General features: G+C 39.1%; 16 protein-coding genes. 11 read left to right on the top strand and 5 right to left on the bottom strand.

Annotated elements, in window-relative coordinates:
* The first annotated feature begins 21 nt into the window (after nucleotides 1-21).
* From AAGC65_RS05280 to AAGC65_RS05255, 6 genes are all read left to right on the top strand, one after another.
* Nucleotides 22-2,913, top strand: a complete 2,892-nt coding sequence (locus AAGC65_RS05280; protein ID WP_343111371.1) for a hypothetical protein — start codon at nucleotides 22-24, stop codon at nucleotides 2,911-2,913.
* Nucleotides 2,906-8,734 carry a DEAD/DEAH box helicase gene (locus AAGC65_RS05275; RefSeq protein ID WP_343111370.1) on the top strand — a complete coding sequence of 1,943 codons (5,829 nt, stop codon included), beginning with the start codon at nucleotides 2,906-2,908 and terminating at the stop codon, nucleotides 8,732-8,734. The genes AAGC65_RS05280 and AAGC65_RS05275 overlap by 8 nt, the downstream gene beginning before the upstream one ends.
* Nucleotide 8,735: 1 nt before the next feature.
* Nucleotides 8,736-9,809 (top strand): PD-(D/E)XK nuclease family protein, encoded by a 1,074-nt coding sequence (locus tag AAGC65_RS05270; RefSeq protein WP_343111369.1) that lies wholly within the window; start codon nucleotides 8,736-8,738, stop codon nucleotides 9,807-9,809.
* Complete coding sequence (locus tag AAGC65_RS05265; RefSeq protein ID WP_343111368.1) at nucleotides 9,809-10,927, top strand: DNA cytosine methyltransferase; 1,119 nt, start codon at nucleotides 9,809-9,811, stop codon at nucleotides 10,925-10,927. Before AAGC65_RS05270 ends, AAGC65_RS05265 begins: the two co-directional genes overlap by 1 nt.
* Nucleotides 10,928-10,964: 37 nt before the next feature.
* Nucleotides 10,965-11,369 (top strand): very short patch repair endonuclease, encoded by a 405-nt coding sequence (locus AAGC65_RS05260; RefSeq protein WP_407940659.1) that lies wholly within the window; start codon nucleotides 10,965-10,967, stop codon nucleotides 11,367-11,369.
* Between the two features lie 248 nt (nucleotides 11,370-11,617).
* Nucleotides 11,618-12,145, top strand: a complete 528-nt coding sequence (locus AAGC65_RS05255) for an HNH endonuclease (RefSeq protein WP_343111366.1) — start codon at nucleotides 11,618-11,620, stop codon at nucleotides 12,143-12,145.
* On the opposite strand, the gene AAGC65_RS05250 is transcribed toward AAGC65_RS05255, so the two are convergent.
* Nucleotides 12,140-13,819: a hypothetical protein gene (locus tag AAGC65_RS05250; RefSeq protein WP_343111365.1), complete on the bottom strand. Its 1,680-nt coding sequence runs from the start codon at nucleotides 13,817-13,819 to the stop codon at nucleotides 12,140-12,142. The genes AAGC65_RS05255 and AAGC65_RS05250 overlap by 6 nt on opposite strands.
* 273 nt (nucleotides 13,820-14,092) lie before the next feature.
* Nucleotides 14,093-14,638: a hypothetical protein gene (locus AAGC65_RS05245; protein WP_343111364.1), complete on the bottom strand. Its 546-nt coding sequence runs from the start codon at nucleotides 14,636-14,638 to the stop codon at nucleotides 14,093-14,095.
* A 410-nt stretch (nucleotides 14,639-15,048) separates the two neighbouring features.
* Between AAGC65_RS05245 and AAGC65_RS05240 the strand changes: the two genes are divergently transcribed.
* From AAGC65_RS05240 to AAGC65_RS05220, 5 genes are all read left to right on the top strand, one after another.
* Nucleotides 15,049-15,357: a helix-turn-helix domain-containing protein gene (locus AAGC65_RS05240; RefSeq protein WP_343111363.1), complete on the top strand. Its 309-nt coding sequence runs from the start codon at nucleotides 15,049-15,051 to the stop codon at nucleotides 15,355-15,357.
* Between the two features lie 593 nt (nucleotides 15,358-15,950).
* Nucleotides 15,951-16,307: a plasmid mobilization protein gene (locus tag AAGC65_RS05235; protein ID WP_343111362.1), complete on the top strand. Its 357-nt coding sequence runs from the start codon at nucleotides 15,951-15,953 to the stop codon at nucleotides 16,305-16,307.
* Nucleotides 16,282-17,433, top strand: a complete 1,152-nt coding sequence (locus tag AAGC65_RS05230; RefSeq protein ID WP_343111361.1) for a relaxase/mobilization nuclease domain-containing protein — start codon at nucleotides 16,282-16,284, stop codon at nucleotides 17,431-17,433. The genes AAGC65_RS05235 and AAGC65_RS05230 overlap by 26 nt, the downstream gene beginning before the upstream one ends.
* A 241-nt stretch (nucleotides 17,434-17,674) precedes the next feature.
* Entirely contained in the window at nucleotides 17,675-18,571 is an 897-nt protein-coding gene (locus AAGC65_RS05225) for a tyrosine-type recombinase/integrase (protein WP_343111360.1), read from the top strand.
* Nucleotides 18,568-19,623 carry a hypothetical protein gene (locus AAGC65_RS05220; protein WP_343111359.1) on the top strand — a complete coding sequence of 352 codons (1,056 nt, stop codon included), beginning with the start codon at nucleotides 18,568-18,570 and terminating at the stop codon, nucleotides 19,621-19,623. Before AAGC65_RS05225 ends, AAGC65_RS05220 begins: the two co-directional genes overlap by 4 nt.
* Nucleotides 19,624-19,757: 134 nt before the next feature.
* Here AAGC65_RS05220 and AAGC65_RS05215 read toward each other — a convergent pair whose 3' ends face one another.
* From AAGC65_RS05215 to AAGC65_RS05205, 3 genes are all read right to left on the bottom strand, one after another.
* Complete coding sequence (locus tag AAGC65_RS05215; protein WP_343111358.1) at nucleotides 19,758-20,459, bottom strand: nucleotidyl transferase AbiEii/AbiGii toxin family protein; 702 nt, start codon at nucleotides 20,457-20,459, stop codon at nucleotides 19,758-19,760.
* Nucleotides 20,417-20,917: a DUF6922 domain-containing protein gene (locus tag AAGC65_RS05210; protein ID WP_343111357.1), complete on the bottom strand. Its 501-nt coding sequence runs from the start codon at nucleotides 20,915-20,917 to the stop codon at nucleotides 20,417-20,419. The genes AAGC65_RS05215 and AAGC65_RS05210 overlap by 43 nt, the downstream gene beginning before the upstream one ends.
* Before the next feature lie 70 nt (nucleotides 20,918-20,987).
* Nucleotides 20,988-22,208: a site-specific integrase gene (locus AAGC65_RS05205; protein WP_343111356.1), complete on the bottom strand. Its 1,221-nt coding sequence runs from the start codon at nucleotides 22,206-22,208 to the stop codon at nucleotides 20,988-20,990.
* Between the last annotated feature and the right edge of the window lie 16 nt (nucleotides 22,209-22,224).

Genomic DNA, 22,224 nt, shown 5'->3' with positions numbered 1-22,224 from the left:
CGTAAAACCTTACTCACGGTTATGCCCATAATATCGTATTTAAACTGGAATAATTTATTAGGAGATTTTTTCTTCTCGCCGGAATATGGCGGAAAAATTATCACCCTGGTAATTTCCCAAGACGATATTTTAGCAATTGCCAGGAATTCAGAATTTTCTGAAATTGCCACACAGGAAGATCTTGAGATTATCAATGACTTTAAAGAAGCTTGGCGTTCAGGCCACCCTGGAATATCTGGAAATATAATTGAAAAAATTAACCGGGAAGATAGCCGGGGGAAGAGCTTTTATAAAATAGGCCGTGATCATTATAACTGTGGAGAGGTTTGTGTAAGATACCCCCCCTCGCTAATGCACCTGGCAGGCGTGAATATAGCTATCTTGGAAGGTAGAGATACAAGCCGTTACCAGCGGATCCGTGAATATTTCCAAGTTGGGGAAACAACCTTCCCAACCATGAGTGAACATTTAAATTGGAATACGGCATGGGATAATCTGGTATGGTGGGCAAATGTTTTCATGAATGGCCGCTTGGGGTATCTACCAGGGAAAAGCCTGTCTTCCGAAAAATTTGAATACATTGGAAAGCCTTATACGTTTATTTTACTATCACGAAGTCAATTACGTAATTTCTATAAATTTTTTTTTGACCAGGATCTGGAACCACAAACCAGCATAACTAACCATCAGTTACTTGCAGCCTTCAAAAATGTTAAAGGCAATGATAATATCTCCAAGCTATTGGCCAACGTTGTCCCGTCGCCCGACCAGGAACTTATTTTTGCAATATTGAGGCAATTGTACTTTGCCTGGGATGGAGAATATCAAACAGAGGTTGAAAATCAACGAGTTACAACAGTATTTCAATCACGTAAACTAAGACTTTGCTTCCAAATTGATCATTCTGGAACTGCGGCATTTTCGTTCCGTTTTAAAGAAGAAATTTATCATGAAACGGAAATATTAATAGGCAAACAAAATGTTACTATTTCAAATAATCATTGGTCATCGCCTTTGCCTCTGAATGGTATACCCGGTCAACAAGTATTGATTGATGAATCCATAGGCTTGAAATTAACATTTAAGCCATCTGAGGATATGGTTTTTGTATTCGTCAACGGCCGTGCAGAAGGCTTGCATTCTGAGATTTACATCGAGTCGGATTATATTCATCAGGCGGCAAGCCAATATTTGCTTATAAACCGGCTTGTAAAAACGAATTTGGACGACTGGCTATCTACAAATGGGGGGCTTGATGAATCAGAAGACTTAAGTTTAGCTGATCAAAAAGATTGGTTCTTGTTTCATTTTCAGAGCGGCATAAAAAGTAACTATCCATCGCTATCGAAATTGAAATCGCCCTCCAACCGGTCATTGGAATTGCATGACGGTCTAAAAGGTAATGAGCGGGGTGAATGGATCGCTGGCTTTGCGCTAATAGCAACGTTGTCTGGTGCAAAAGGGAATGAAGTATTGGTTTTGGAAGGTGCTGAATATTACGAATTCGAGCTCAATAGCGGATTGTTTTTTGAGATCAGTCCAGAGGTATTACCAGGTTCATATCAGCTAAAAATTTTGAATGCACCAGAATTTGTTTTCTTGCCGAATGGCGGTCATATAATATTCAGTGCACTAGACCTGCCGCAACCTTCTGATACAAAGTTGATAAGCATAGACCCCTGCCCGGAAGAAGGAGGTGCAGAAACGACGAATTATCACCAAGGCATTGCCTTGACAAGCTCCGGGCGCTTTGATTACCCGCCTCCGCCTCAGTTTAGAATATGGCACGATGAAGAATTGAATTTAGAAACGATGCCGGCAAGTCAACGGGCTGCGGTATTACTTATGGAATATCTGCTTAGCAAAGGTGATATATCGAAAATGTCATTTGATAACGGATTATCAGCCATACAAAGAAGTGTTTCAAAGAACATTCCAGCAGACATTGATTTTCATAAAATGTCAAGTTATACCATAAACGGGCTGAAAGAAGGTTCGCGTATAACGGTACAAACAAGTGAAGGGAACGCGGTTAGCAGGATCTCTCCAGTAAGACCATGGCTATTCCGTTTAGGCAATTTACAAAATTTCCGGGTAGAAGGAATTAACAGTGGAATGCAGCCCTTTAAAGGAGCTCTTTACGTGCTGGCTGGGGCTTATTCGATATCTCTACTTGAAAGAATAAGGACAATCTGCGAAACTAATAATGCCACATTTAAAATATATAAGGAAGGGTCGGATTTAGCTCTGATACCGCCATCTGTTTTTGTCTATGTGGAAAATGACCAGACTCCTATAACGGAAATATGTCAATTATTAGACCAGCAAATTATCCTCCCTTACTTTAGATATTTATCAAGCCATTTCACGCTTCAAGGTAAGTTCGAGGATTTCAAAAAACAACGGGAATGGGATTTACATATGCCTTCCCGTTATCAAATTTTTGATGTGGAAAAGCTCGCTTTCACCAAAAAGCCAGAACTTAAAGCCATCATGTTCCCATCATTATCTTTATACGAGATCAGTCCATGGCAAAAATACCATGTGCTTCGATTTGAAGAGGATGAAATAGCCTACAAAGGGTCAATTGATCCAAGGTGGGGGAAATATATGTTGTTAAATAAGCTGCAACAAGAAAGCCACTGCTATTTCGATGATCGTAAAAACATCTTGTTTATACCCGCTTCGCTACGGCTACCGGCTGAAATAGAACGCAATCTATTTTATTTAACTGGCCGGATGCCGTCGGTTGCAAAATTGATATCCAATACCAGCCAGCTAATCATCAGCCCTCACCAAAGAGGTGCTAGGTCATATTTAATGTATAAAGGAATTTTGAAAACGACCGCTGAAATATTGACTGGAAATCTGGGCCAAACTATGTTATTAAAAACTTTAATTAATTATGATTGATCCGTTCAAATCTTTCGAGACTATCATTAAAAACTATAAAAGTTATATTAAAACCGCTTTCTCTACGCGGTTTCCTTCTTTTGAAGCTGAACGGGAAAACCTGTTGAATACAGATGGCGTGCTTTACCGCCAGCCTTGGGTCGAGGCTTTGCCAGAATATAAAAGCTCGGGGAAAACAATATCACAATTAACTGAAGCTGATACGGGTCTTGATGCGACAACCTTGGCCTGGTTCAAGAAATTAGCAGTTTCAGGGCTATTTCCGAAGGAAATAGAACTATATCAGCATCAATTACAAATGCTTCAAATGGCCGTCCGGGGAAAAGAAAATTGTGTTATCACTTCTGGAACCGGTTCAGGAAAGACCGAATCTTTCCTGTTACCTCTTTTTGCAGAACTTTCCAAAGAAGCTCAAAAATGGAATAATTTATACCCACCATCAGGATCAGACGTGCGGACAAAGGAACTAGCTTGGTGGAGGAAGAAGGCTGACGGCGGTGTAAACATCAATAAAACCATCAGTTTTAGTCAAGGAAAATTAAAAAAAGAAATTTTACAGAGGGGGCATGAAACAAGGCCCGAAGCAGTTAGAGCTCTTATTTTGTATCCTATGAATGCTTTGGTTGAGGATCAAATGACGCGCTTACGGGTAGCTCTCGATTCTGATGAGGCGCGTCAGTTTTTCGAAAAGGAAGACACCGGAAAAACTTATGAAAAATGGATGCATAACCGCATTTATTTCGGCCGGTATAATGGGGCAACTCCATCGCCTGGAATTTTCCCACAGTATTTGCCTTCCGATTCCAAAGATGACATTTCGGCAAAAAAAGCTAAGGCTAGAATGCAGTTACAACGTTTAAGAACCAAATTAAGGGAAATTGACCATAACAATGTAAAAGTAACGCAGTACTTAGCTGACCATCCGGATACACCCAAAAAGAAAAATTCCGATAAGAAATACTTTTTTCAGCAACTGGATGGTGCGGAGATGCGCACCCGCTTTGATATGCAGGAAAGCCCTCCAGACATTCTGATTACTAATTTTTCCATGATGAGCATTATGCTCATGCGTGAGGCAGATACTGGGATATTCGACAAAACCAAAGCATGGCTTGAATCTGACAAGATTAACAATGTTTTTCATTTGATTATAGATGAGTTGCACCTATACAGAGGGACTCAGGGAACAGAAGTCGCTTTTTTGGTGCGGATGCTTTTAGAGCGCATTGGGCTAAAACCAGATAGCAAACAATTACGGATATTAGCTTCAAGTGCATCTTTAGACCCTAATGATGATAAGAGTTTAAAATTTCTAAGTGATTTCTTCGGTGTGCCATTCCGTCCAGAACAAATTATACAAGGCACTTCAGAGCCGATTCCTGATACAGAAAGCGAGCCATTCAGTATTGACGACCTGGCGACTGTTGCGCAAACTTACGAGCAAGTAAACAATAACATTGAGGATGTCCGGTTTTTAGATGCATGTTCAGCATTTAGCCAGGGTTCTGGGCCCGGTCTTGCTGGGGCCATACAAAAATTGGCCAATGCTGGATTTAGAAAGAAGATTATGAGAGCTTTCAAAGAATCGAGTTCGCTCGAAATCTGGAACTCTTCAACTAACGATAAAACGTTTGCTGGAAATTTGTTTGGCAGTGCTTATGATGCCGGGCAATTATACTGGGCGGTAAGGGGAATGCTGACGTTAAGAGGTCTAAAAGATGATCTTGATGAAACAGATCCAGACATCAAGAAAATTAAATTACCGCGTTTAAGATTTCATTATTTTATCCGGAATATCGAAGGTATTTGGGCTAATGCAGACCTCAATACAGTAAATCCCAAATATTCAGAGGATGAAGGTTTACCGGCAGAATTAAAACGGACAATTGGCCAATTACACCCGAAAGGCGATATAGCAGATAAAAAAGGGAATCGGCTTTTTGATGTCCTTTACTGCGAGAACTGTGGCACCACCTTTTTAGGCGGAAGCCGGCTTTTTGTAAACGCGAAATTGGAAATGATCGCCATCAGTCCAGATATTGAAGGAATTCCGGAAAACAATCCACAAAGCCTGGTCGAAAAAAGAAAGTACCGCGATTATATTGTCTTTTGGCCGCAGGGCTTTCAGCAGGCTGCTCCGGCCTCAGATATTACTTATACGCGGCATAGGATCACGGGTGAATGGCAGGAATATTTTCTTCATAAACAAACAGGCGATTTAGAGCAACAAGTTGATACAGACCAGAACTATGTGAAAGGTCTCTTATTTGTATTGGACAATGAAGTGTCGGGACAAGGCATCGAAGAACGTTGCTTACCCTGTACATGCCCAGCATGTGCCAGCAATTATGAAAAAGGAAAAACCAGGACAAGCCCTGTGAGAGGTTTCCGGTCCGGTTTCGGAAAAACAGCACAAATCCTTTCTAAAGAGCTATTTTATCAACTGCCTGATGATCCCGAAAAAAGAAAACTAGTACTTTTTTCCGATAGTCGAGAAGATGCCGCAAAAATGTCGAACGCTATCGAAAGGGAACATTTTGTTGATTTAGTGAGGGAGGCGTTGATATCAGTTTTATATGATAACCCAGGGCTCAAAAGAAAATCGATAGCTTTACAGATTGCAGCAAAAGGACAAGGTGGCCGGCTGGATAAAGCGGTTGCTGACGAAATAAAATCCAAGTATAACACGCAAATATTCAATGAGGTCTATAGCCTCTATTATAATAAATTCAACAGTCCAGTTGAAGATTTGATTCCGGGGCTGGAACGCGATTGGCTTCAAATTATCAACGGGGCACCCAGCGTACCCTTTAAAGAACTGGCTGTTTCGAATATCTCAAGTGTTATGCAAAAACTATATGTTACCGGAGTTAATCCACGGGGACTAAGTTTAGAGGCACAAAAATTCCAAAGCAGCCACTCTGAATGGTTTACTATTTTCACCTCATCCGAAAATCAGGTTAACCTGACAGGTACCCAGTTGGAAAATGATGAAACTAAACACGATACGATTTATCAAGCGGCAAAAGCACTTTTCGGCCGCCTATATTTCGGGTTGGAATCCAGTGGTTTAGCTTACATTGGAATGGCGCAAGATATCTTGTCAAAGGTGCCAGCTCATTTGGTAGACAAGTATCATGCTTATATCAGGAAACTCGGGGATAATTACTATTATGAGGATAATGATTATGACACGGCTGGGGTTAACGGTGCGTGGAATGCAAGAGTCAGAGCGCTCATCTCCACTCACCAAGATACGCCACTTGATGTATACGATCAACTTTTGGCTTGGAAGGTTATTACTCCCACCGGACTTCTGCGTTTTGAAGCCTTGGCTTTATATCCTGTACTCGATGAAGAAGAAACTTATTATGAATGTGGAAATTGCTTTAGGCCACACCTGCATGCGGCGGGCCATCTTTGCACATTTTGTAATCAAAGATTGCGGAAAACTAACAAGGCCGTAAAAGACCTGAGATTAAGGAATCACCTGGCTATTCACGCCATAGTTGAGAAGCGGAAGGCAATCAGGTTGCATTGTGAGGAAATGACTGGCCAAACAGACAATCAGTTTCAAAGACAGAGGCATTTTAGAAACATGGTTTTGGCGGACGAAGGTCCAGATACCATCCGTAACATCGACTTATTGTCTGTAACTACAACATTGGAAGTAGGTGTTGATATTGGTTCCTTGCAAGCTGTTATGCTCGCAAATATGCCACCTCAGCGGTTTAATTATCAGCAAAGAGTTGGTCGCGCTGGGCGGCGTGGGCAAGCATTTGCCGCCATTCTTACTTTTTGCCGGGGCCGCAGTCATGATGAACATTACTTTAACAGTCCGCAGGAAATAACAAGTGATCCTCCGCCTACACCGGTTTTAAGTACAGGGCAGGCAAGGATATTCAGGAGAGTGTTCAATAAATTTATTTTCGCCAGAGCTTTCAGGCAGGCCCAATTAGCCCGTAATGGGCTATCCAAAAGTACGCATGGAGAAATGGGTATTTTTGATGACTGGATACACAACAAGAAATTTTTATCTGATTGGTTGAATGCCAATCAGGGACAGATGGAAACCTTTTTCAATTCAATTAGCTATGGAACTGGGTTGCTATGGAGCGATATTAACGCTGGAAATTATTATTATCAGGATTTTTTTGACATAGTCGATAAAATGGCATTGAACCGGGATTTGCCTGGTGATGAAGCAGCTGACCGTTTAGCTGAGGGTGGAATATTGCCAATGTTCGGAATGCCAACCAGTGTAAAAAACCTTTATCATGGCTTTGACGACAGAGCTAAAGAAATGAAAGCCATAGACCGGGATCAGGCTATGGCTATCACTGAGTTTGCCCCTGGTACTGAAAAAACCAAGGACAAAAGGATTTACACTGCAGTCGGTATCACCCCGGAATTAGAGTTTAAAGAAAGAAGCCATTATCCTGAGCTGATGAAAACTGATGGTCTGGCATTCCGGTACTCTGGACACATGATTAAATGTCCTAACTGCCGTCTTATACAAACAACTCCTTATGATGGCGGGAATGCAGACCCACTAAATGAAAATCTTGGCACACCAATAGAAGTTGAATGTCCGGAATGTCAATGGCCATCAGCAGAGCGCTTTCCTATGATTATTCCATCTGCGTACCGCACTGATTTTTCACAAGGCAGGGATACTACAGAAAACACCGAAATGGTAATTTCCCGGCCTTCCGTTTATGCAGAACCAGACAGTAAATCCGCCAATTTACTTGAAGCCAGTTATTTATCAAATGGAACAGCACGCATATCTGAAACGGACACAACTTGGCGTATCAACAAAAATGGTGATGACTTTTTCCATTTGAAGAAATATGAGCTCAAACGTAATTACAGGGCGAGAGGGGGCGCAATTGCTATCGCGACTATAGAGGGCCAATGGTTTATCGATAAAGGGAATCCACCTAGAATTATTGGTGCTACGCCTGAATATCAGCAATTGGAAATAACAACGGCTCTGGCTGCGAATAAAACAACCGAAGTATTGCGAATTTCTCCAAATAAAACGATGAAAGGCATTCTATTTGAAATGTTTGATTTTCAATCACAACAGGCGGTGGGTGTAAAATCTGCTGTTTATTCTGCTGCCTTTTTAATCCAACGCGCAATAGCGATAGCGCTTGATGTCGATCCCTTGGAAATTGAAATTGCTGAAATTGTGAAGGACGTTAATGGCTTGCCGGTAATTACGTTGACAGATGAATTGCCCAATGGATCGGGATTTGTCAGATATGGGTTCAATAACCTTCAAACATTAATAATTGACAGGATACTTGGGCTAAAACAAGTTGAAAGCAATGCTTATTTTGAATACATACGCAGCGCCGAACACCAACATTGTTTAACCAGTTGCTACAAATGCCTGAAGATTTACAGGAACATGAATTATCATGCATTATTAGATTGGCGCTTGGGCATGTCTTGGTTGAGATATATAACCAATTCAGATTACAAGTTCGGTACAGATGGTAATTTTAATTTTGTTGAATTAACCGATTGGCCTGAGTCGGCCAAAAAGGTAGCCAAGGATTTAAGTGAGGCATTCAGTAATGGCGAAATTTTTACTAGCCCAAATGGCAAACTATGGGGATTTGTTGCCAAGGGTAAACCAGTAATAATTATTCACCCATTATGGAATATAAACGACATACAAGAAGAATGGCTGGCATCGGAAATCGAGGGTTTGGAAATTACATTAAAGGATAAAGGAGCTCGAAAACAATTGGTTACTGCAGATACATTCAATGGTTTGAGGAGGCCTGCAAAATGCAAGGTGTGGTGATATGGAAATAGTTACTGTCTCCCCATTAGAAGAGAGGCCCTTGGGACTTTTATCTCCCTCAAGGCTTAATACGATCCTTAAATGCCCATTAAGTGGTTTATACAATCATGATGGAAATAGTGCATACTTTCCGGTGGGAAACAGTCATTTTGCATCGCTTGGTAACGTTATCCATGACGTATTTAAATCAGCCAATCGTGGAAATATTAATTCTGATGAGAGTTTTAGTCAAATTTGGTATTCAGCGGAAGAAAAACAAATTAAAGGGGGACTAAAAAATATTGTACCTAACTACGGAAAGATTAAATATTCGATAAGAAAACAACTTGTCAAACCCCGTATAAATGGTTTAAAGAGTTATGCAAAAGGCTATTATGGCATACCTGAAAAAATGATTGAAGACAAGGAGCATGGTGTGAAGGGGCAACCTGACCTAGTTGCGTTCAGGTATAATGTTCCGTATGAAATAAAAGATTACAAAACAGGTGAGGTATTTGATCCGGTAACTCTGGAGCCAGACAGAGAAGAACAAAACCGGAGTTTTGAGGAAATAAAAGAAGGTTTTAAAAATCAATTGCACTTGTACGCTTTTTTGGTAAACCGGAAATATGGAAGCTATCCCCAATTTTTGACAATAGTGACAGCTGCGGGAGAAGAAATTAGAACAGGTTGTGAACAGGGTAAGGTTGATTTTTTAATGAATATGATAAAGTCTTGCAAAGACCGTATTCAAAATGAAATCGCTGCCGATTTAGCGAACCCTTCGTTGTCAAATTGCAGGTTTTGCCCGTTTAAACCGGGATGTAAATGGCGGTATAGCAGTGATAGTGATGCATTCGTTGATATAGAGGGAGTTGTAAGTAATGTCCAATTTCCTCCATATGGCAATTTTACCATACACTTGCAAAATGGGGAACACTTATTTCACAAGCTGCCATTTGAAGGAGGCCCGGAAAAATTAAAAGAGATTATTCAGAAAAAGGTATTCGTCTCAAATGTCCGGTATGAAGTACTAGAAAAAAAGCTGTATACAACTTCAAAATATACTAAAATCTATGTTAAAAATAATTATTGATGAAAAGTGACCTGCCAGAAATATTAAGTTTTTTTACCGGTGGTGGCTTTATGGATATGGGCTTTGAAAAAGCTGGGTTTAATGTCGTTTGGAGTAATGAATACGATCATCATTTCGCCCAACTATTTAGCCATGGGATAACCTCATGGAAAAATGCTAAGGGTATCACTGGTAAGTTTCAGATCACTAATGAAAAGTCTATCAAAGATATTACTGAACAAGAGATTGTGGATGAGGCATTTGGTGGGCAATTGCCGAAGGAATTTGGAATTATTGGAGGACCTCCTTGCCAGGATTTTAGCATCAATGGAAATCTTGAGGGGTTTAAAGGAGATAGAGGTTCATTAACTGACGCCTATCTATGCAAGATACTTGATTTGCAACCATCATTTTTCATTATGGAAAATGTCACCGGCTTGGTTAAAGTCAAAAAGAATGCTAAACATTTTTTTCACTTGTTGGATATCATGCGGGAACTGTACCTGATAGACTTTAGCGTCCTTAACAGTTTAGACTTCGGTGTCCCCCAAAGCCGGGAGCGTGTTTTTGTTGTAGGAATAAATAAAAAAAAATACAATCTTGATTCAATAATCACATGTACTGATGGCACCTGGTTTCCATTTCCTGCGGGTACAAAAACAAGCTTGGAAATGGATACTGCCGCCTGGCCAGAAGCACAGGCTTTCGGTTTAGTACCAGCGGTTCCAGAAGGTATCGCAATTAATTTATGTGTGGAATCGTGTTTGGTGCCCTCCGGCCAGGAAAATGTTGTTTCGAATGCTAATGAATATTTTAATTTAAAAATTCCTCAAGAAAAACTTGCGGCAATAAAGGAAGGCGAGACAAACCGTCCATCTTTTAAACGGCTCCACCGTTATAAATACAGCCCGACCACATGTTATGGAAATAATGAAGTTCATTTACACCCTTACCAACATAGACGTCTTTCAGTACGTGAAGCGTTAAGGATACAAAGCGTTGAGGATTCATATGCGCTTCCACCCGAATTACCCTTGAGTAAAAAATTTAAAATGATTGGAAACGGTGTTCCTGTCTTAATGGCAAATGCATTAGCAGAATCCCTTGCACGATACTTGAGGCGATTGACAAAAACTTAAAATGGATATCTGGTCTAAGGAAAAAAGGAGCGCTGTAATGGCAAAAATCCGTTCAAAGGATACAAAGCCAGAAAAGCTTTTAAGGTCTGTTTTATATGCAAATGGACTCAGATTCCGGCTGCATGTCAAACACCTCCCAGGCAAGCCTGATATAGTTTTAGCTAAATATAAGACCGTTATTTTCGTGCATGGTTGCTTTTGGCACTACCATAGTGAGTGCCGGGAAGGAAGAATTCCCAATACGAATAGTAAATTTTGGACTGAAAAACTTTCAAAAAACATTCAACGGGACGAGATGCATCAATTAAAATTAAGAGAGGCTGGTTGGCAGGTAATTGTAGTTTGGGAATGTGAACTTGAGCGCAAGTTTGACGAAGCCGCATTAAAGATGCTATTAGATACAATTAAAACTTACCCGGAAAGCGCTAATTTAAAACCTTAAGGTATGTTTAAAGTCAATCAGACATATACAAAAAAGCAAATTTATGTAATTGCAGGCGTTCCTGAAATTCAACAAGGTGGTCACTGGCACACGGGTATACCGAATATCATGGTGATTTTTACGTTTTTGCGAACATAGGCATCCCTGGCCGTACAGGCCACAATTATTGTAATTATTGGGATGGACCTGATTTACATTGGGAAGGCAAAGCTAAAAGTCACGTAGGTCTGGGCTCTATAACAAAGTTATTGGATGGCGGAAAAGGGACCAATGTTTTCATATTTACCAGGGTAAATGATACTGATCCTTTTACTTATGAAGGAAAAGGTGCAGTTAAAGAATATTTTGACACCCGGCCAGTTAAAATTATTTGGACTTTTGATAATGCGGGTAATATCGATAATTACGACCCGGCAATACCTGGACAAATTCCTCCAGGATCTATTCCGGAAGGTGCCGTAAGTCAAGTATTGGTAAATAAGTACGAAAGAAATCCTTGGGCACGCCGGGAATGTGTGAAACATTTTGGAGCCATTTGCCAGGTTTGTAACTTCAATTTCGAAGATTATTATGGTGAAATCGGGAAAGATTTTATTCACGTTCATCATCTCACATCCATTTCGGCAATAAAATCCGAATACCAGGTCGATCCATTAAATGACTTAATACCTGTTTGCCCCAACTGTCATTCCATGCTCCATAAAAGAACTCCAGCCTTAACTATCCAAGAATTAAAACAAATCCTGGATTTAAATAAACATCAAAGACGTTTATAAAGTGTCGCCGCCGGAAGATAAGTGCACGCTATAGATACCCAAAGGTATTGTCAATGGCGAAATTCGGTGTTTATCTAAAGAACGGGTTAAAGGATTGTCTTTTAAATGATTGATTAAGGCAAGTAATGAACTTTGAAAATTTGGATTCTTGTGCAACAGATTTATTAATCTAGCCCAGTTTAGAGCAACCGTGCCTTCTGGTAATTGATACCCAGACGACAAAGAAAAGTGACGACCCAAAATGATCTTGTAAATTTTAGCTTGTCCATCAATTCCATTAATTTGTAAAATGTTGTATAGTTTATCTCTGCCTTGTTTGTCAATATAATAGTCCACCATTTCAATCCATTTGTCAACCTTTTTTTTGTAGTTTGCAATCATATTACGCCGCCGGTACATATCTGTCCCCCAATCATCCATCCATTTCAATTGAAATAAGCATAATATCTGATGTTGCCTGTCAAATATAACAGCGTCAATATCAGTCAGCTCTTTACCCCCCTCCTTTAGTCTTACTTCGTGCTTTATTTTTATCAAATTGTTTTCAAATACACTATACAATTCTTCCTTAAAAGCTTTTTCCCTGACACTGCCCGCAACAGATCTGTCATTAGAGAAAAGCTTGTCGAGGCATTTGTTGAAATAAATAAATGGATTCGAAAGGTGCCCCATCATAGATAGCGCTAAAGAGTTACCGCCTGTCTTAATAATTGGAGGTGGAGCAAAAGCTGGCTGAAAATTCACAGCTACAAGTTTGTTAGCGTCGAGTGTTATCACATTAAGAATCGTTTCCACTTGCTCCAGGCAGATCTTGGTATATGCAGAGACTTGGTTTATCAAACTGTTCTTATTCACCACTTGCGTATAGATGTTCCAAGGGTTGAGAATTTGATGTCCAGTTTTTATTTGAAATTGAAGGCAATACTGTAAATGTTTATAGCAACGGCTGATCAAGCACGTCAACACCTCTTGATATAATGAATAAGGGATGCCGTTAAAAATGGATTCTCCGGGAAAACTGTCAAAGGACACCGCCGCTTTAGCGTAAGCACGCCCAGCAGCAATAAAATGATTGTCGACGTATTCATTAGGATTATATGTTACGGTCACTTTATCTGCGGAATATGAATTACCCCGCATTATTTTCGTCAGTTCGTTGCTGATTGGAATAGACTGTTTATTGAAATGTTCTTGTCCCATTTTCCACTGCTCCTGTGCTTCCAAAAATTCAATACCTGCATCATCGGTTTGAACTTTGAATTTAAAAACGTCCCGCTCAAATTTACAAGACACAAAATCTGTAGTTTCAGCTAAAGCAATAATTCTTTTAACGTTGCCGACATTCCCCATGTGTCCGAAAAGATCATTAGCCCACTGTATGCCAGCTTTACTTGTGGCTATAGGAGTAATTAAAGCGGGAGACGTTAAGCCCTCAAGAGATATTTTCAAGAGATCATACCATCCTGTTGTATATTTTTGATATATCGTTAGATTATTCTGATAATATATTGAATTCTTAGGATAAATGTACGATTGAGCTACGAAACAGTGGTCAATACATTTTATAAGTTCGATTGCTTTAAATGGAGTTACACCTCCTAATTTCCCTTTTACTTCCTCGATTTCATTTTTAAGGATCTGTTCTAAACGTATCGATAAGATCTTTTCGATCATAATTAATTCAAATTAAGCTTTGTAACTTATGGTTCTTCGTAAATCAAGATTTCAATTGTAAATTTGGCTATGAAGTCTCCAATTTTCAAAACGATGCCAACCTTCACAAGTAGTTTAAATTTAATGCCACATATGATCGCAGAACTGCTATAGGTCAGACCAAAAACATAACCCAAATCTGAATCGTAAAAGTATCGCAGGCGTATACTTAGATACGAAGCCAATCTTTAAGCCTCTGAGCTATCTTATTAGAAACTTTTATCAATTGAAAATTCAATAAACCTTCCTTCGATAATTCGGCCAAGCATTCACCTGCCCAATCAATATAGTAGACTTCAATTCCGAATAATGTAATTCTACATAATCCTTAAAAGACCTAACCGTTTCGACATTATCCCATTCCATTGCAGTGAGACAATGCAAAGGCGAACGCTTATTGTGCATTACAAAACTATATAATTGGAGATATGGTGGTGCCTTTTCAAACGCTTGCTCAACGAGTTCAGCATACAAAGATTTCTTGAGGGTATTTTTGAATTCCTTTACGAGATCGTATGTCACGAGACGCAACGTGCCCCACTTTACTAATTCCGCCATGTGCGGTAATTCTTTATCAGTGAAAAACAAGTACAGATATGTAATGAAGTCGAACTCTGTGGCATCGCAAAGGTCAGTGCTGAAGTAGACGTAAAGTTTTTTAAACGCTTCTAATGAAAATCCATCTTTAAGCTTGTCTATTACAAAACGGATAACTTCATTTTCTTTCTCAATTATTTGCTCCAGGTCTGGGTATTTAACATTGCCGTCCGCCAGTTGCATAGCATACCTCGGTTTAGAGAACAATTCAAAATAATAGCTTTTAAAAAAAATGGTCTTCCGCTCATAAGTTACCTGTACGTACAGCGGATGGGTAAGTTGTCCATGAAAATCCACCTGCTTTAGCCGGTCATTTAGGTAGGTCTTGAAACTTATTTTCATTTTATTTTAAAAATATTTTAATAGAATTCTGCTGTATTTGATCAAGTTCAATGGCAATAGTAGATCTATGATAAATCAAATCTCATCAAAAGTCGCCAAATCTAATTATGTCAATTGCTGAATTAATAACTCAAAGATAATCATTTGTTTTGATATATTTTAATTTATCAAAACATTGCTCTACATTTGTTTTATTATCAATCCAACTGTAATGCTGTTAAGCAGGCTCAAGTCCACCAATACTGACATAGATGGATGATAATTATGAAATATTAACAATTAATTTATTAGTAATGACAGCAATTGAGTTGATTACCAAAGAAGATCTGAAGGCGTTTAAGAAAGAATTACTGGAAGATATAAGGGCTATTGTTCAGCCGGGAAAAGGACAACAAAAACAATGGTTAAAAAGCAATGAAGTGAGAAAGCTATTAAACATTTCGCCAGGGACACTGCAAAATCTTCGTGTTAATGGCACTCTTTCTTATACCAAAATCGGTGGCATGATGTATTACAAGTTGGAGGACATCTATAAAATTCTGGAAGGAGGTGGGCATTGAAGTCGATTACTAAAGATAGGCAGTTGGCAGAATATGCAGAACGCGTTAAGCTTATAGGAAGCAATGAACTGTTATATCCCACTCACTTAAGTTTATTCACTGCTGTATTTATCAGTTGGCAGCGAAATGGATTTAGAAATCCTTTTTCAGTCAGTCGCCGTCAGCTAATGTTGTACAGCCGGATTGCATCATTTGCTACTTATCACAAATGCATAAAGGAGTTAGTTGCTTACGGATACATTCGTTATGAGCCTTCGTATCATCCAGTAGAGGGAAGCCTAATGTATTGGCCGGAGAACATGCCATAGTATAATTGTATATCTGTGTAACGCTGTATCCTACTATCGTAGCAACAGTATAACCAATTAACAGTATGACTGAATATCGATGTACCATTATAACGAAATAACAGCACGGGATAGATCAAGTGATCCAATGATAGTAAAGCTTCGGTTTTACGATCCACACATACAGCTGCCTGTATATACCAATATATTACCCGGTTGTTTAAAGCAAGCCATGTTTCGGGCCTCCCGAAACGCTTGCCGGGACACCCTGACCCGTTATACTTCACTTCGTTTAGCATAAAATTTATGGGAAGGCCAGAATTATCAAAGGAGGAAAAAAGGTCAGAGAGGATTACTTTAAAGCTGACAAAAGAGGAAAAGAAAAAGATAGATAAAGCCGCAGCTATTTGCGGTTTACCGCCAGTGGTGCTTGTAAGGGAAAAACTTTTTAAAGGAAGGTTTCCAGAGGCAAAAATCGCCAAAGTTGATATGGATACCTATGTGGAATTAAAAAGAATCGGGATAAATATCAACCAGCAAACCAGGCAGCTGAATGCAGGTAAGTTACCTATAGGGTTGCTTGCACTTTTGAATAAATTAAAAGCGCAGGAGGAAAAAATTATTAGGGGATTATTTTATGATAGCCAGTCAGAAAATAGGTAAAAGCTTTTTAGGAGCATTAAACTATAATCTCAAAAAGCTTTACCATCCTGACCAAAATAAGAGAGCGGAATTATTGGACAGCAGTTTCGCATCTACTGATTCCAGGATGATACAGCAAGAGATCCGATTAATTAAAACCTTAAAGCCTAACCTTAACCGCTATGTTTACCATACCAGCCTTAATTTTTCTATTGAAGATGAATTGGACAATAATAAGTTGTTGTCGATTGCCCATGATTATTTAAAAGAAAGCGGATATACTAATAATCAGTATATGATCTTTCGTCATCATGATGCTCCTCATCCTCATATACACCTATTGGTAAACCGAATTTCCTTTGACGGAACAGTAGTTTCAGACAGTAACAATTTTAAACGTAGTGAGGGTATTACAAGGAAACTGGAACAAAAGTATAATTTAAAAGAGGTGCAATCCAGTAAAGAAACCTTGCTGAAAGCAGCTAAAATCGGAGAGATTGAACGGACATTAAGGACAGGTAAGCCCTCAGATAAATTGCTCTTGCAAAACAAACTAATTAACATCCTCAATCTTGGAAATATAACAATTAAAGAACTAATAGAACGAGGCGAGCGGCAAGGAATTCATTTTCTTTTCAACCAGGCGACAACCGGAAAGATATCAGGCATCACCTATTTTCATAATGGCTTTAAGATAAAAGGACAAGCTTTAGGCAACAGATTTAAATGGGCAGAACTAATTAAACAGATCAACTATGAGCAAATTAGGGATGGTAAAGCAATTAGCGAAGCAAACAGCAGAACAAGAACAAACTATGGAAATCAATCATGGCCGATCCGAGAGGCCAAACCAAACCGATATGGAGGAAATAGAGATAATGAACTTTATATAAGCGGTCCAGCTGATTCTTACTTTGACGACGGAGGTTCAAGAGAGGCAGATAAGATTGGAGAAGAAGGTAGATCAAAACCACAAAGAGATTTTGAAACAGGTGAGGATGTTTATATTCTCCATGATGATTCCCCTATTGATCGCGATAATAGTCATTATGATTCTTACGGCTTCGAAATAAGCAATGATGTAGATGATGAAGCAATGCATGGGAGAAATAGGAAGAAAAGTCAGGGTAGAGGTATTGGTCGTTGAAGTTTTTGGATGATATAACACCTTATTCACCACTACCGCAAAGGTAGCCCAAGCCAGAATAAAAAGTCAAGGGTACACAAGCGAGCCGCATCGTAAGCTTTCAGCGGCTGGCTCGCCCTTGACATTTTATCCGGCTTTGCTTTTAGTTGCTTAAGTGATGATTAAGGTAGTATCGTTCACAGCTGTCAAAAAAAGAAAACTTAACTCCGCCAGTTCTTCGGGATAAACAGATGTTTGTCGAATGAATAATACAAAGAACAATAAATCTACCGCCTTTCTTTTTAAACAGGCCCTCGACAAAAAACTCACATCGGATATTAGTAAACAGCATAAAGACAGCCTGCGGTATGTTTACAATCATTTTATGGCTTTCTTGGGAGAAGATGGTCGCGAAACTTCAATCAAAAAATTAAAAACAGCTCAAATTGAAGAGTTCCTTCAACGATACAATTCATCTGCGACCAGCTATATGAATAAACGGCGAGACTTGAGCGTGCTTTTTAATACTGCCACAAGGTTGATAGACGAAAATTTAATGACGATCAAGAAGACAGAAGTAAAGAGAATAAAAGCTACGCTTCATTTGGCTTATGAAAAAGAACAATTACAACCTGTGCTTGATTTTTTAAAAGGGAATCATACCAATCTATATCGCTGCTGTCTGATGACCTATGGCTGCTTATTACGACCACATGAGGAGATACGATTACTTACAAAAAAGCATTTCAAAAAGGACAATACCGAAATTCATTTAGCCGGAAATGAAAATAAAGGCGGGAGAGTAAGAGTTGCTTTTGTTCCGGATTATGTAAGAGAAGAACTTGAGCCGGTGCTCGCCCAACTAAAAAGAGACGACAACATATTTAGCTTAACTAAAGAGCCCTTCAATTATACGTATTTTGCTAAACAATGGTCACGGGAGAGAAAGAAACTTCTGAGTCATGGCTTGGTCTGTCCAAAACAAACCTTGTATTCCTTTCGGCATACAGCCGCAATCAATGTATTCAGACGAACTAAAGATGTATATGTTGTTCAGAAAATGATGGCACATTCCTCGGTAGTTGTAACACTTAAATATTTGCGGAGCCTCGGTGAATTTAATACAGATGAATTAAGAGCAGCAGCACCAGTACTATGATTAGGCTTACCCGTGAAGAAATATACGACATGGTTTGGGAATTACCAATGACTGAGATCGCTAAAAGGTATATAATATCGGATGTTGGCTTTCGTAAATTGTGTCTTCGTCTGAATATTCCCATTCCGAAAAATGGGGATTGGGCTAAAGTAAAAGCTGGTTATAAACTAAGTAAGCCTAAACTATCATCAGCATGGAAAGGAAAAGCGTTCGCTGAACTTAACGAACGTCCACCTGGCGAGCAGGTCAAGAAAGTTTCTGAATTGGATAGGCTTGTTAAGCAAGTCGCATTGGAGAAACTTCCTTTTAAAGTTCCTGAACGCTTAACCAAACCAGATATTTTAATTGTTGATGCTAAAGAAAGTCTATCTAAACTTACTGATGCTAATTATCCTGGAATGGTTGTCACAACAAAAGGCCAATTAGACATTCGTGTAGCCCCAGCAAACACTGGCCGGGCACTTCGCTTTATGGATACGCTGATTAAATGCGTACGTGCGAGAGGTTATTTTTTTGAAGTAAATAACGATGGTAACTTCGTTATTGTAGATGATATTAAACTTCGTGTTAATTTTCGCGAGCAGACAAATAAATTCAGGGTGCATAATAAGCCATACCAGGATTTTGAATGGCGTCCTAACGGTAAATTATCATTTCGTCTTGATAGCAGACTAAAAGCAGAATGGAAGGATTTGAAAACTCAGTTACTTGAGGATCAGCTACCCAAGATATTAGCAAAACTTGAATTGGCCGCTAAGCAAGAGGAAGAATATTTAGAGAAGGCACGCCTATGGCAAGAAAACTGGGAAAGGCAAAGGATAATACAAGCAGAGCGAGAAATGCGTCAGCGAAAGGAACAAAAAGGATTCCACGAACTGATGGTCAAGGCTAAACGGTGGAAGCAAGCCCAATTAATTCGTGAGTATCTTACTGCCATACCAAACGCAGACCACGAATGGCTTTCATGGGCAAATCATAAAGCAGATTGGCTTGATCCGGTTATTAATGCTTATGATGAGTTGCTTACAGAGAAAGATAAGGAGGGCATCTAAAGTAATTATATATCTGTGTAGCTGTATATCCCGTTATATAGCTACACAGATATATATTGCCAGTATTATTCTCCGCAAATTTGCGGAGAATATAGTCGGGATTCTCCGCATCAATTTAAAAATGACAAAATATACTATCTTCTAAATCCACCTCTATTCGGGCCTATATCTTCAGAGTTGCCATTATTATCCTTATAAAATCCTCGATTTTGCTGCTCCCTATCATGTTTTGCTATGGCATTGTTAATACTCGTACTTACGTGCTGCCATTTTAAGCTTTTATCTTTAAGAATTACCGGAACGTTAAAATCAATATCATTGTGGTAAAGAAGTGAATTACGAGCTTGAGTTCGATCCACATTAGGATATTTGCTACAATAAAACTCCAGTATGTCATTATACTCAAATTGTTGAAGTAGATAATGAATATCAATAAAGTCTTTTATCCGTTGCCCGCTATGAACTATTGCATTTATTTTCATTGCGGCGATATCTTCTAAAGACATCATTCGAATTCCTTGAATGGTTTCGATTTGTTTAACTGCTGGATATTTATGACTAATCAGGTCAAAATCCACATCAAAAATATTCCCACTTACGTAGTTGCTTTTTTGCCTTCTGATCAATGCATGATATTGTTTTTCCAGATGCGCCGCTAATTTTACGGCATCAAAATCCCCGGTATTAAAAAGATCTACGTCAATGGATTCTCTATGGCCTAATTTTAGTGCCAAGGCGGTTCCGCCAACAAGGTAAAAAGATTTGAATTGCTGATCACGCATCAGCTTGTGGATTAGATCCAGTGTCCCTGGTTTAACTGTTTCTTCGTGTAACATTTGAGCTCATTTTTGCTCAACTGAAAATATTCACAAACAGCTTCTACAGTCATGTCGGTTAAATAGTTGATTTCTTCCTTTAAAGCGTGGATCAAATTATCCCGGCCATAAAATCGTATTATTTCTTCCCAGTCTGATTGGTCGCCCTTGTTAAGCACTCGCTCAATAATAGTCAGCCTAGACCGTCTCCAATCAATTTTATCAAACTCAAAGTCCCAGAATAACACGGGCGATAAATTGGGTCTGCTGATTTTTTGTATCAGTGGCTGCCGTTCTATTTTAACCTCGTCGTTTTCAAATGGAACCTTTTTTTTAGAAAGATAATTATTAAGGGTATGATAATTAAAATCAGGGTAGCTATCGCAAAAACCTTTCAGACTTGAAAAAACATCAATATCAACTCCTGCAAAACGTTTCCATTGCACCAATACCACCCTTTTATTGATTTCTTTTACCATACCCAAATTTAACCAAAAACTATATAAACTGCCTAATATTTGTGAATATTTGTCAATTGACTGTAAGTAATTAGTTAATTGATGATAATTTCATTTTAAGAGTTGCCATATCGGAGCTGATCTTATGATCCATTACCTTAGCATAAATCTGCGTGGTCTTAATGCTGGTGTGACCCATCATCTTCGCCACACTCTCTATAGGAACGCCATTATTAAGCGTTATTGTTGTCGCAAATGTATGCCTGGCTATATGGAAGGTTAGTAATTTAGAAATGCCGCACAGATCCGCAATTTCCTTTAAATAGGCATTCATCTTTTGGTTACTCATTACCGGCAGCAATAGATCATCGACAATGCATTGCGGATTGTCTTCGTATCTTTCAATAACCTTCAATGCCGCTGGCAAAATAGGAATGCGGGATAAAGTATCCGTTTTTTGGCGGTTGGTATAGATCCAGAGATCACCGTCGATCCCCTTAACCATTTCAGAACGTTTAAGCTTTTTAACATCGACGTAAGCTAGACCAGTATAACAACTAAACAGAAAAATATCCCTAACTAATCTTAGTCTATCTACAGGAAGTTGCTTATCCGCAATCGCTCTCAATTCCTCTTTTGTCAATACTACTCGATGAACCTTTTTTGTTTTGGGTTTATAATTCAGATAGGGGTCAACAGTAAGCCAGCCGTTTCCCAAACAGATACGGACAATCTTGCCTAAGTTTTTAATATACTTAATCGCAGAGTTATTAGCACACCGGCGCACGCTCCGCAAATAGTATTCAAAGTCATTTAGGAATTCAAAATTGATTTTATTGATTGGTATATCAGATACATTGTGCTGCCATTGCATAAAATCTTTGGTATGCATTAAGGCTGTCTCATAACGCTGCAGGGTGCTCTTTTCAAATTCCTGCCCAACCAAGCTGCGCATCTTTTGATTATGATCTTCAAAAACACTAACCAAAGTGCGTACCTTTTCTGTTTTACCAATAAAGCGATTTTTGAGGCTTTCAGCAGTAACCATTTCATCATTAGCCGTCATCCATCGATGAAACTCCTGGGCTTTGGCTTGTAAGGTGTCGAGATAAGCGTTTAGGGTGCGAATTTCTTCTTTGGTGCCGATAGCACGGCCAGCTTGTGCATTCCAGCGAGAAGGTTCGCAAGTTTTGCCTGTTGAAGCTTCTGCTCTTTGGCCGTCAACAGTAAACCGCAGATAAATAGCTACGGGGCCATTTTTGTGGGTAGAGCGCTTCTTTAAATAAAAAAGCAGATTGATGTTAGTTCTCATTACAAATGAATTAAAT

The organism is Mucilaginibacter sp., assembly GCF_039207105.1.
Taxonomy (GTDB): domain Bacteria; phylum Bacteroidota; class Bacteroidia; order Sphingobacteriales; family Sphingobacteriaceae; genus Mucilaginibacter.
Note: the sequence above shows the minus strand (reverse complement) of the source record. Positions and strands in the feature narration are given on the sequence as shown.